This window comes from Micromonospora noduli (assembly GCF_003264365.1).
Lineage (GTDB): Bacteria > Actinomycetota > Actinomycetes > Mycobacteriales > Micromonosporaceae > Micromonospora > Micromonospora noduli.
In genome coordinates this window covers 64,788-77,207 of record NZ_PYAK01000016.1, presented here as the reverse complement: position 1 = coordinate 77,207, position 12,420 = coordinate 64,788, and the positions used below count along the sequence as shown (strand labels likewise).

The 12,420-nt window shown below is 72.2% G+C and carries 9 protein-coding genes; 2 read left to right on the top strand and 7 right to left on the bottom strand.

Annotated features, from left to right (window positions below):
- Positions 1-38 precede the first annotated feature (38 nt).
- A complete protein-coding gene (locus GUI43_RS15185; protein ID WP_112584729.1) occupies positions 39-707 on the top strand; it encodes a potassium channel family protein in 669 nt (222 codons plus the stop codon).
- A gap of 113 nt (positions 708-820) precedes the next feature.
- On the opposite strand, the gene GUI43_RS15180 is transcribed toward GUI43_RS15185, so the two are convergent.
- From GUI43_RS15180 to GUI43_RS15150, 7 genes are all read right to left on the bottom strand, one after another.
- A complete protein-coding gene (locus GUI43_RS15180) occupies positions 821-2,467 on the bottom strand; it encodes a serine/threonine-protein kinase (RefSeq protein ID WP_112699093.1) in 1,647 nt (548 codons plus the stop codon).
- A 71-nt stretch (positions 2,468-2,538) separates the two neighbouring features.
- Complete coding sequence (locus GUI43_RS15175) at positions 2,539-4,101, bottom strand: fused MFS/spermidine synthase (RefSeq protein WP_249037760.1); 1,563 nt, start codon at positions 4,099-4,101, stop codon at positions 2,539-2,541.
- A gap of 36 nt (positions 4,102-4,137) precedes the next feature.
- A complete protein-coding gene (locus tag GUI43_RS15170; RefSeq protein ID WP_112584727.1) occupies positions 4,138-5,154 on the bottom strand; it encodes a coiled-coil domain-containing protein in 1,017 nt (338 codons plus the stop codon).
- A gap of 180 nt (positions 5,155-5,334) precedes the next feature.
- Positions 5,335-6,144 carry an inositol monophosphatase family protein gene (locus tag GUI43_RS15165; protein ID WP_112584726.1) on the bottom strand — a complete coding sequence of 270 codons (810 nt, stop codon included), beginning with the start codon at positions 6,142-6,144 and terminating at the stop codon, positions 5,335-5,337.
- Positions 6,137-6,589 (bottom strand): response regulator, encoded by a 453-nt coding sequence (locus GUI43_RS15160; protein ID WP_088987503.1) that lies wholly within the window; start codon positions 6,587-6,589, stop codon positions 6,137-6,139. Before GUI43_RS15160 ends, GUI43_RS15165 begins: the two co-directional genes overlap by 8 nt.
- Positions 6,586-8,319, bottom strand: a complete 1,734-nt coding sequence (locus GUI43_RS15155; RefSeq protein ID WP_112584725.1) for a sensor histidine kinase — start codon at positions 8,317-8,319, stop codon at positions 6,586-6,588. Before GUI43_RS15155 ends, GUI43_RS15160 begins: the two co-directional genes overlap by 4 nt.
- Positions 8,316-9,515, bottom strand: coding sequence for a PP2C family protein-serine/threonine phosphatase (locus tag GUI43_RS15150; protein ID WP_112584724.1), 1,200 nt, complete (start codon positions 9,513-9,515; stop codon positions 8,316-8,318). Before GUI43_RS15150 ends, GUI43_RS15155 begins: the two co-directional genes overlap by 4 nt.
- Before the next feature lie 290 nt (positions 9,516-9,805).
- Between GUI43_RS15150 and GUI43_RS15145 the strand changes: the two genes are divergently transcribed.
- Complete coding sequence (locus GUI43_RS15145) at positions 9,806-12,226, top strand: M28 family peptidase (protein ID WP_428842213.1); 2,421 nt, start codon at positions 9,806-9,808, stop codon at positions 12,224-12,226.
- Positions 12,227-12,420 lie beyond the last annotated feature (194 nt).

Sequence of the window (12,420 nt, the reverse complement as noted above, 5' to 3'; positions counted from 1 at the left end):
ACGTCGGAGACGCACCCGTGGAAGCAGGGAGGTCCGAGGTGTCGGCTAGACGCGCGGACAGCGGCGGCATTGTGGTGATCGGGCTGGGTCGATTCGGTTGCCACCTGGCCGGGTCGCTGAGCCGGATGAACCGCGAGGTGTTGGCCATCGACCGCAGCCCGGCGAAGGTGCAGCGCTGGTCGGCGCAGCTCGACCGGGTGGTTCAGGCCGACGCGACCGAGGAGGGGGCGCTGCGGCAGCTGGGGATCACCAGTTTCGGGCGGGCGGTGGTGGCCATCGGGGCCTCGGTGGAGGCGAGTGTGCTCACCGTGTTGGCGCTGGTCGAGCTGGGTGTGCCCCAGATCTGGGCGCGGGCCACCTCGCAGAAGCATGCCAAGATCCTGGCGTCGGTGGGCGCGCACCACGTGATCTTTCCGGAGGCGGAGACCGGGGACCGGGTCGCGCACCTGATCGTCAGCCGGTTGCTCGACTTCATCGAGTTCGACGACGACTTCGCCATCGCCACTGTCCGGGTGCCGGAGTCACTGGTCGGGCGCACCCTGCTCGACCTGAAACCGGAGGAGCGCTTCGGGGTACGCGTGGTCGGCGCCAAGCTGCCGGGCGAACGCTTCCGGTACACCTCCGACGACACGGCACTCCCCCAGGGCGGGGTGCTCATCGTCGAGGGTGGGATCGACCAGGTGCAGCAATTCGCGGGGATGCGCTGACCTGCTCTCCAGGGCGAGACCGATCGGGGCCGTCGGACCAACTGGTCTGACGGCCCCGAAGTGTGGCGACACGATGTGGCCTGCTCACTTCCGGTGACCACGCGGCCCCTTGGTCACCTTTCCGCTTTTCCCTTACCACCACCGGCGGCCTTCGCCGGGGCCTTCGCAGGCTTCGGCGGCTTGGCCTTCGACGCGCCGCCGCCCGAACCGGAGCCGCTGGGCACCTTCGCCGCCTTGGGCGGAGCCTTCGTCGTGGCGGCCTTGCTCGGCGGGGCCGTCGACGGCGCACTGCCGGCGACACCGGACACCCGAACCCCGCAGGTCGCCTCGCCAAGCCGGAACTCCACCGGCAAGGGGTTCGCCCCGCTGTACTTACCCGTGAGGGTCACCTTCTCGGCCGCACCGGGGGCCAGCGTGGTGCGCTGGGCCGCCGGTCGGATCAGCACCGTGCTCCCCTGCTGGTGCACCGGCGCGGGCTCCGCCTTCGTCACCTTCTGCTGCCCGGGGAAGGTGAAGCTCATCGCCCAGTCCCGCAGCTCACGACCACCGGTGTTGGTCAAAGTCAGCTCGGCGGCGAACTCGGTGCCGGAGTCGGTCCGCAAGGCGTACGCCACCTCGCAGGGCGCCGCCGCCGGCAGACCCATCCGAGCCTCGGTCGTCGGCCGGTCCCCGCCGCTGGCCGGGCTGCGCGAGGTGAACCCCCACATGGCCCCGGTGACCGCGATCAGCCCGACGGCGGCCACTCCGGCCTCCACCCGCCGACGCCGGGTCACCCGCTGCTGCGTCCGACGGTCCCGGTTGCGGGTCCGCGACAGCGGCAACGCGTCGGTCGCCGCCGACCAGGGCAGGATCGTGGTACGCGCACTGCCGAGCATGGCCGCGTCCAGCGGCCCGGCGGCCGGGGAGACCGGCACCGCCGCGAGCATGCCGGCCGCCTCGGCGAGCGTCCGGGTCAGCTCGGCGGTGGCCGGCCGGTCGGCGGGCCGCTTGGCCAGGCAACGTCCGACCAGGTCGGCCACCCCGTCGGGCAGCCCCGGGACCGTGGGCATCGGCTCCGGGTCGTTGTACATGTGGGCGCGAAGCATCTGGGTGGTCGTGCTGGCCAGCCACGGCAGTCGGCCGGTGAGCATCCGGTAGAGCAGCAGCCCGACGGCGTACACGTCGGTGGCCGGGGAGACCTGGCCGTTGTCCAGCCGCTCCGGGGCGAGGTACGCGGGAGTGCCCAACAGCGCGCCGTCGGGGCCCTTCTCGCTCTCCCCGACGAGCGCGGAGATGCCGAAGTCGACCACCTTGACCCCGGTCGAGGTGAGCATGACGTTGCCCGGGGTGACGTCGCGGTGCACCACCCCACGAGCGTGCGCGGTGGCCAGCGCCGAGCTGACCTCGGCGCCGATGGTCACCGCCTCCCGCCACGGCAGCTGGGTCTCCCGACCCAACCGGCTGGCCAGCGAAGCGCCGTCGACCAGCTCCATCACCACGTACGGCACGGTCAGACCGACCTGCTCGGACTCGCCGTAGTCGTACACGTTGGTGATGTTGGGGTGGCAGAGCCGCGCGGCGGCCTGCGCCTCGATCCGGATGCGGTGGCGGAAGGCCCGGTCGCTGGCCAGCCGTGACGCCAACACCTTCACCGCGACCTGGCGGCCGAGCACCTCGTCGTAGCCACGCCAGACCACCGACATGCCGCCCGCGCCGAGCTGCTCGATCAGCCGGTACCGCTCATCCAGCAGTTGCGCGCCGTTTCGGTCCCCACCACCCATGGTGAGCGATGTTGCCCAGGAACGGCCCGCCTACACCTGGAGTATCGGAATCGGTCAGGATTGTCACCCGATCAGGCGGTGGCCAGCAGTTGGTCCACCGGGGCGTAATCGTCGGTCAACACCATCGCCCCGCCGACGAAGTCCGTCAGCGCCGCACCGGACAACAGGCTGACCTTCGGGTCCACCTCGGCCAGCCGGGCCCGGACAGCTTCCAGCGGCAACGGCGCGTCGGAGCCGACGATGAGGAAGTTGGAGCCCTGCTCCTGTGCGAGCGCTTCCGGCGGCGCGATCAACGCGACGTGCCCGAACTCGGCGGCCACCGTGGCCAACTCGGCACGGATGAACCGCAGCGGCGGGTAGTCGATGACGTTCTGCACGTACACGCCGCCGGGGCGGGTCACCCGTCGGACGTCGGCCGCCATCTCGCGGGTGGCCAGGTGCCAGGGCACCACCAGGTGCCCGAACGCATCACCGACCACCAGGTCACGACTGTCGGTCGGCTCGCCGGCAACCAGCATCCGGGCGTCACCCACCACCGCCCGCAGGTCCGGCCCCGGCCGTACGCCCAACTCCTGCTCACCCAGCTCGACCAGCCCGCCGTCGATCTCGAACACCAGGTTGTCGGTGCCCGGTCGGGTCGCGGTCAGGTAGCGCGGAACTGTGAAACCACCCCCGCCCAGATGCAGCGCGTCCAGGCGCTGACCGGCCGGCGCGGCGACGTCGCCGACCGCGCCGATCCACTTGGTGTACGCGTACTCCAGGTGTTTCGGGTCGGCGAGGTCCACGTACGAGTGCTGGGCGGAGTTGAGCAGCAGCGTCCGCCCGCTGGGCCGGGCGGGGTCCGCGGTGACCCGGGCGCAGTGGTACGCCGTCTCGATGTCGCACGGGTTGGGCGCCACGGTGGTCAGCCCCGCCCCGGCCAGGCCGAGCACTGCCAGCGCGGCCCGGGCCCGGGCCGGACCGGGCAGCTCGGTGGGCTCCTGCCGGCGCAGGTACCAGCCGAGGCCGATGCCGACCAGCCCGAGCGCGAGCGCCAGGGCCAGCAGGATGACGGTGCTGCGCAGCGCGGCGACCAGCACGAACCCGGTCAGCAGGGTTGCGGTGATGCCGCCCAGGGTGCCGATCCCGGAGAGTCGACCGACCACCTGGCCGGTGCGTCGCAGGTCGGCGAGCTGGAGTTTCACGACCAGCGGGGTGACCGCGGCCAGCAGCGCGGCCGGCACGAACACCGCCAACGCGACAAGCAGCAGGATGCCGCTGGCCGCACCACCGCGCAACACCTCACCGGCGTACCGGACGACGGGCAGGGTGATCGCGGTGGCGATGCCGGCCAGCACCAACGCCGGTGCCAGCAGGCCCCGCGGGTTGCGCCGGTCGGCCAGCCAACCGCCGGACCACGCCCCGTACGCGATCGCGGCCAGCGCGATGCCGATCACCGAGCTGGTCACCTGAAGGGTCACCCCGACGTACGGGCCGACCAGGCGCAGGGCGACGGTCTCCAGCACCAGCACGGCACCACTGGAGAAGAAGACCAGGAAGGCGGCCAGGCCATTGGGCAGCGCCCGGCCGGTGACCGGCACGGGCGGGGCCGGGGGTGCCGGCAGGGCCGCTACGTCGGACGGTGGGGAGCTCATCGTCGCGATGGTACGCAGCGAAGCTGGTGCTTCGGGTCAGTACATCGAGAGATGAACATGGTTCGTGTGGGACGCCGCCGGAGAGCCGCTTCCACTGTACGAGCGCCAACCGGTGCCGGGATGCCAGATCTGCCGGTACCAGATCACGTAGAGCACGCCCAGCCGGTCAGCGTTGCGCACGTGCCAGGCGGCGAGGCTGTCCCCGTACGCCTTGTCGCCGCCGGTCGCGTTCTTGTCCTCGAAGCCGTTCGTGGCGGCCGAGAAGTCGCAGGCCCGGCCCTTCGGATGCTCGCCGCTGCCACCGCTGCGCTTGCAGGAGACGTGCCGCTTGTAGCCGGCCGCCTGGGTCTGCTTGAGCGCGTTGAGGGTGCGCGGAGTGATGCACCCGGAGGTGGTCGGGTCCTTCACCGAGCAGGATTCCGGTGGCCACGACCCGTCGGAGTTACGCGGCGCCGGCTTCGCCGAGGCGGAGCTGCCACCGCTGAAACCGTTGCTGCCGCCGGAGCTGACCTCGGCGAGCGCCTCCTCGGCTTCCTTCTTCTTCTTCGCCATCACGGCGAGTTGCTTCTGCTGCTCGCGGACCTCGGCGTCGATGGCGACCTTGGCCTGCTGCGCCTGCTGCCGGGCTTCGGTGAGGTCACGCAGCCGCTTGCTGTCCCGCTGGGCCATCAGGTCGAGGTCGCCCGCGCGTTGCAGGAACGCCTCCGGCGTGGCGGTGTTGAGCAGCATCGAGACAGCGCTCAGCCGACCCACCCGGTACGACTGGGCGGCCACCTCGCCCACCTGGCTGCTGAGCCCGACCAGCCGACCCTCCAGCGTCGCCAGCTCGCCGGTCAGCGCCGTCTGGCGACGCTTGGAGTTGTCCAGCTTGGCCTTGGCCTCGATGTGACCCTTGGCGGTCAGCTCCAGCGCGTCCTGCAACTTCTTGCTGCCGCCCTCGCCAGGCTCCGCGTACGCGGGCACGGCGGCACCGCCGAGCACCAGCGCGACGGCGGCGAGCAGGGCGAACAGAGCGCGGCGACCGAGCCGCGGGCTGAGCCTGGTCCTGGGCACGAAAGCGTCCTTCCGTCGACCGCCGGCCCCCGATGAACACTGCACTACGGCGCCGGTCGGCGGCCTGCTGGCGGAGACCGCCGGTCACGATACCGGATCGTGGGCCGGTGACCAGCCCGCTGACCCTCGGGCCGCCTGGATGTCGACGGAGCGTCCCAACGTGGTCGCGCAGCGCGCGGATCAGGTGCTCAGGAGCGCGTCACGCACCTCGGCCCAGACCTGCTCGTTGGCCGCGACGAGCAGACCGCGGCCGTCGTCGGCGGGGTGGTAGTCGACGCCGTCGAACCGGCGGGCGACACCCCCGGCGGCGCGGACCAGCACCGTGCCCGGGGCGTGGTCCCAGGGCAGGGTGCGCCAGAACAGGGCGAACTGCTGCTCGCCGGTGAGGATGTCCAGGTACTCCCGACCGGCGCAGTGCAGGCCGGGCAGCAGCTCACCGAGCCGCCGACCGCCGGCGCGGACCCGGTCGCGGGTCTCCGGCGGCAGGAACTTGGTCATCGCCGCGCCGCGCAGCTCGCCGAGCGGCGGCACCGTGCCGGTGCCGTCCACCGGCCGACCGTTGAGCAGGGTGCCCTCGTCCGCCGAGCCGGCGGCGAGAGTGCCGGCGAGCGGGTCCAGGATCCAGCCCGCGGTCGGCCGCCCGTCGGTCAGCAGCGACACCATCAGGGCGAACGGCCGGCGACCGGCGGCGAAGTTGGCGGTCCCGTCGACCGGGTCGACCAGCCAGACGTCCCCGCCGTCACGTAGGTGCCGCAGCAGCCCCGGATCGTCGGCGACACCCTCCTCGCCGACCACCATCGAACCCGGCCGCAGCCGGCGCAGCCCCGCCGAGAGCAGCTCCTCGGCCCGGCGGTCGGCGACAGTGACCACCTCGCCGGGCGCCTTCTCCGACACGTCGTCGTCGTCGAGCTTGCGGAACAGTGGCAGCACGACCTGGTCGGCGGCCTCCCAGAGCAGGCCGCCGACGTCGTCCAGCAGGGTGTCAGCCACGCGGCGGCAGCTTGACCACGCTGACGAAGAACTCGTCGATCTGACGGACCACCGAGATGAAGCGCTCGAAGTCCACCGGCTTGGTCACGTAGGCGTTGGCGTGCAGCTGGTAGCTGCGCAGAATGTCCTCGTCGGCCTGCGAGGTGGTGAGCACGACCACCGGGATCCGGCGAAGCTCCTGGTCCTTCTTGATCTCTTCCAGCACCTCCCGGCCGTCGCGCCGGGGCAGGTTGAGGTCCAACAGGATCAGGTCGGGTGCCACCGCGTCGGCGTACTGACCCTCCCGGCGCAGGTAGGCGAGCGCCTCGGCCCCGTCGGAGACGACGGTCAGCCGGTTACGCAGCTTGTGCTCCTCGAACGCCTCCTGGGTCATCAGCACGTCACCCGGGTCGTCCTCGACGAGCAGGACCTCGATCGGGCTCTTGCCATCCGCCGGCGCGGTCATCCCACCGTCTCCCTCATGTCACCCGTCCTACCGCTTTCCAGCGTCTCGTCGGCCCGGTCCGGCTGGTCCGGCCCGTCGGCCTGCTCCGTCAGCGCTGCCGGAGCCTCGGTCGAGGGCGTCGCGTCGTCCACGGTCGGGGCGTTCGGCTCCCCCTCGGAATCGGCGTCGGCAACTGCCGCGACGTCCTCGGGAAGTGCCGGCAGCGTGAACCGGATCGCGGTGCCCTCCGGCACGTCGGTGTCCACCCAGACGCGGCCGCCGTGGTACTCGACGATCTTCTTGACGATCGCCAACCCGATGCCGGTGCCCGGGTACGCGTCCTTCGAGTGCAGCCGCTGGAAGATCACGAAGATCTTGTCGGCGAACTCCGGCTCGATCCCGATGCCGTTGTCCTGGCAGGTGATCTCCCACTCGGCACCCACCAACCTGGCCGAGACGTGCACCTTCGACGGCACATCCGGGCGGCGGAACTTGATCGAGTTGCTGACCAGGTTGGCCAGCAGGTTGGTGAGCAGCGGTTCCTCACCCGAGATCACCGGCAGCTCGTCCCAAGTCAACTCGGCGTCCGCGTACTGCCGGGCGGCCTCGGTCTGGCCGGCCACGTCGCCCATCACCTTGTTGAGGTCGACCTCGACAAAGCCGGTGGTGAGCCGCCCGATCCGGGAGAACGCGAGCAGGTCGTTGATCAGGCGCTGCATTCGTTGCGCGCCGTCCACCGCGAACGCGATGTACTGGTCGGCCCGCTCGTCGAGCTGCCCGGCGTAACGGCGCTGAAGCAGCTGACAGAAGCTGGCGACCTTACGCAGCGGCTCCTGCAGGTCGTGCGAGGCCACGTACGCGAACTGCTCCAGGTCGCGGTTGGACCGGGTCAGCTCCTCGGCCTGCTTCTGGAGTTGGCTGTTGACCCACTCGATGCGCTCGCGGGCGGCCCGGACCTCGGCCAGGTCGGCGGCGATCTTCTGCCGCATCGCGTCCACGTCCTCGCCGAGCTGGATGAACTCCGGCGGGCCGACGGTGGCGATGCGGTGCTGGTAGTCGCCCTCGGCGACCTCGCGGACCTGGGTGGCGAGGCCGGTCAGTGGCCGGACCACCATCCGGTCCAGCGAGAGCAGCAGCACCGCACCGGCCACGACCACCACCAGGGCGGCCACGATCAGCAGGACGACCAGCACGTTGCTGCTGGTACGCACGTTGGTGGCGGTCTGCTCCCGGGCGGCCAGGACCTCCGCCTGGAGGTCGTTCACCGCCGAGCGCACCTCGTCGAACTGTTGGCGGGCCGCTTCGGTGACCAACGCCTGGCCGGCGGTGGTGCCGCTCTGCTCGGTGGTGGCGATCACCGGCTCCGCGACCGACTGTCGCCACTGCGTGACACGCTCCTCGACGGTCCGCAGCTCCTGGCTGATCTCTGGATAGTCGTCGAGCAGCGTCCGCATCGAGACGATGACGCTCTGCTCCTGGGCGAGCCCTTCCCGGTAGGGGTTCAGGTCGTCCTGGTCGCCGCTGACCGCGTACCCGCGGATCGCCGTCTCCTGGTCGAGCAGCGCGTTGAGCAGTTCCTGGGACTGCACCCGCAACGGGCCGGTCTCGTTCAGGACCGCGTCGATCTGGGTGCGGTTGCGGGCGGCCATCGCCGCTTCCGCGCTGGCCAGCCCGATCAACAGGAAGCCCACGACGGTGAGCAGGGTGATCACCCGGCGGCGGAGACTCCAGCCGCCGACCACCGGCTTCACCGGCCACCGCCCCGGCTGACCAGCAGCATGGCCACGTCGTCGGCGAGCGGGCCACCGTTGAGCCGCTCGGCGCGCCCGACCAGCCACGCCGGCAGCTCGGGCAGCGACACCGAACGGTTGGCCGGCTCGTCCAGCAAGCCACTGAGGCCCGGCACGTCGAGCCGTTCGTTGCCGGCACCCACCCGCCCCTCAATCAGGCCGTCGGTGTACATCAACAGGGACCAGTCATCGGTGTCGAACTCCAGGTCGTAGGCGATCGGCCGGCGGGGTCGTACGCCCAGCAGCAGGCCGCCGGGCGCGGGCACCGGGGCGACCCGGCCGCCGGAGAGCAGCAGCGGTGGCGGGTGCCCGGCCAGTCGGACGGTGGCCCGGTTGGCGTCCAGGTCCAGTCTGATGGTGGCCACCGTCGCGAAGATCTCCTGGAGGCGGCGCTCGCTCATCAGCACCTGCTCCAGGGCGGGCAGCACCTCGTCGTCCGGCACCCGGGCGAGCACCAGGGCGCGCCAGGCCACCCGCAGCTCGACCCCGAGCGCGGCCTCGTCCACCCCGTGCCCACAGACGTCGCCGACGATCAGGTCGAGGCGGTCCGGGTGGGTCTGCACCACGTCGAAGAAGTCTCCGCCGATCAACGCGGCGTGCCGGCCCGGCCGGTAGAAGGTGTGCACCGCGACCTGGTCGGTCGTCATCAGCGGTTGAGGCAGCAGGCCGCGTTCGAGTCGGGCCGACTCGGCCTGGCGCAGCTCGACCTCGCGCAACCGGCGGGCGTTCTCGTCGGCGCGCTTACGCTCCACGGCGTAGCGCAGCGCCCGGGTCAGCAGCACCCCGTCGACCTGGCCCTTGACCAGGTAGTCCTGGGCACCCTCGGCGACCGCCACGACGCCCAGGTGCTCGTCCGAGCGGCCGGTCAGCACGCAGACCGCGGCGCCGCTGGACATCTCCAACACCTGGCGCAGCCCGTCCAGCCCCTGCGCGTCGGGCAGGCCCAGGTCGAGCAGGACGCAGTCGACGTCGCTGATCCGTTGCCGCGCCTCGCGGAGGCTGGTGGCGACCAGCAGGTCGATCATCGAGTTCGTCTCGGCGAGCAGCTCACCGACCAGGAAGGCGTCGCCCTCGTCGTCCTCCACCAGCAGCACCCGCAGCCGCTCACCCGGCGGCAGGTTGGCGTGCCGCGCCAGGCCACCGTGCGGGTACGGCACAACTGGGGAACCGGCCAAGCCGGCCCCCCGGTGCGGCCGGGTCACCGCCGCCAGACGCGGGAGTTCGCTGGTGATGTCGGGCTCCTTCCGAGTGCCCTGCTGATCCTGTATTAGACAACGGTCGCACACAACACGACGCCTGCGGCGCGGCCGGGGATGGGGCGCATCACTGCTCGGCCGTGGACAAACCGGGCGGCTGATGGACGCGGGACCCACCGGCCATCCCATCCGCAGCCCCCGACGGGCAGGATGATCCCACCCCAGGCCCCACCACCCCCCGAGGAGTTCCCGTGGGCGCACCCACCACCCCGGCCACGACGGGCACGCCGCCCCGTCCGATTCCGGGCGTACACCCTGCCAGCCGCGCGCTGACCCGGCCGCGTCGGCGGCTCGTGGCCGCCGCGGCGGCGCTGGTCGCGCTGGCCGCGGTCGGCGCCGGCAGTCTGCTCGACCTGCGCACCCCGGCCCCGACGTCGGCCGACGCGCCAGCTGGCGAGTTCAGCGCCGGCCGCGCGTACGAGGACGTCCAGGTGATCGCCGCCCGGTCGCACGTCGCCGGCAGCCCGGCCAACGAACAGGTCCGCGCGCACCTGGAGCAGCAGCTGCGGGGGCTGGGCCTGGAGACCGAGGTGCAGGACACTGTGGCACCGGAGGCCGGTCAGCTCAGCGGGGCGGCGGGCGGGGCGACACTGGCCCGGGTCCGCAACGTGGTGGCCCGGCTGCCCGGCACCAACTCGACGGGTCGGGTCTTCCTGGTCTCCCACTACGACTCGGTACAGACCGGGCCGGGCGGCAACGACGATGCGGCCGGCACGTCGACCATCCTGGAGGTGGCCCGCGCGCTGACCACCGGCCCCCGGCCGCGCAACGACATCGTCTTCGTGCTGACCGACGCCGAGGAGGCGTGCCTCTGCGGCGCTGCCGCGTTCGCCGCCAGCCACCCGCTGGCCGCCGACGGCGGTGTGGTGCTCAACCTGGAGGCGCGGGGCTCCACCGGGCCGGTGATCATGTTCGAGACGTCCCGGAACAACGCGAAGCTGGTGGACATCTTCGGCCGGGCCGCCCCACACCCGGTCGGCACCTCGTTCGCTGTGGAGATCTACCGCGCGCTGCCCAACGACACCGATTTCACAGCCTTCCTCGATCAGAAGTTCGTCGGGCTGAACTCGGCGTACATCGACGGGGGCGCGATCTACCACACGCCGCTTGACACCCCGGCCGCAATGGACCGGGGCAGCCTCCAGCAGCACGGGGACAACGCGTTGGGCCTGGCCCGGGAGTTTGGCGGCACCGACCTGACCGACCTGCGCTCCGGGCACGACGCCACCTACTTCCCCGTCCCCGGCGGGCTGGTCCGCTACCCGGGCTGGCTCACACTGCCGCTGGCCCTGCTCGCGGTGGCCCTGGTTGCCGCCCTGGGCTGGCTGACCCGCCGCAGCGGCCGGGCCAGCACCGGCCGGCTGGCCGCCGGCTTCGCGCTGGCCCTGGTGCCGATCGTCGCCGCGCCGGTCGCCGCCCAACTGCTCTGGCTGGCCATCACCACGATCCGACCGGGGTACGCGGAGCTGCTCGACCCGTACCGGCCGATCTGGTACCGCCTGGCCGTCCTGGCGCTCGCCACCGCCATCCTGTTCACCTGGTACGCGCTGACCCGCCGCCGGATCGGCCCGGCCGCGCTCGCCGTCGGCGGACTGGCCTGGCTGGCCCTGCTCGGGGTGCTGCTCGCCGTGGCGGTGCCGGGTGGGGCGTACCTCACCACAGTGCCGGCGCTGGCCGGCGCCCTCGGCGGGCTGGTCGCGCTGCGTACCCGGCAGACCGGACCGTGGCCGGTGGTGGCCGTGACGGCCGCCGCGGCCGTGGGTGTGGTCATCCTGCTGCCCACAGTGGTGCTGCTCTTCCCCGCGCTGGGCATGGCCATGGGCGGGGTGGCCGCGCTGGTCGCGGTGCTGCTCGGCCTGGTCGCCCTGCCGGTGGTCGACCTGCTGCACCCGCAGGCCGGCGGCCAGCGTGGTCTGCTCGCGCTGCGGGCCCGGCGGCTCGCGGTGCTGCCGGCCGGCGCCGCCGCCGTGGCGGCGGTGGTGCTCGCCGGGGTCGGCCTGGGTGTCGACCGCTTCGACGCCGCCCATCCCGCTCCCACCCACCTGATGTACGCCATGGACGCCGGCACCGGCCAGGCCCGTTGGCTCAGCCACGAGAGCGACCCGCAGCCGTGGACGGACGGCTACGTCGACGGGGTCACCGACGTCGGCGACGACTTCCCCGGGCTCGGCGACGGCGAGCTGCGGGCCGGCCCGGCGCAGTCGGCGAACCTGCCGGCACCGAAACTGGAGGTGGTGGCCGATGCCACTGCGGGTGGCGAACGCACGCTGCGGCTGCGGCTCACCCCGCAGCGGGCGGCCCGGCTCGCCACCCTGCACGTCGACACGTCGACCGCCACCGTGCTGCGCGCCGACGTGGCGGGACGGTCGGTGCCGGTGGAGCCCCGCGCGGGGAAGTGGGGCTTCGGGCTGGTGTTCCACGCCCCGCCAGCGGAGGGCGTCGAGGTCACGTTGACAGTGCGCCCGATCGCCGGGCAGGTCGCGCTTCGGGCCATGGACGCCAGTGACGGGCTGGACGCGCTGCCCGGCTTCCGGCCCCGGCCGCCGACTGTCGGCGTCGTCGGGTCACACAGCTCGGAGATGTTGGCGGTCGCTCGCACCTATCCCATCTGAGGTGACACGGTGGTCCGGCGGAGCGGTCTTTCCCGCCGGACCACCGTCTTATGCTGCCCATCAGCGCGTCCAGGCTACGAAGTGGGGCTGTGGCCGCAGCCGGCGGTCAGCGGTCAGCGGTCAGCGGTGACCGTCAGTCGCCTCCGTCGGGGCGGACGCGGTATTGAGCGCTATACCTCAGAGGTATGAATACG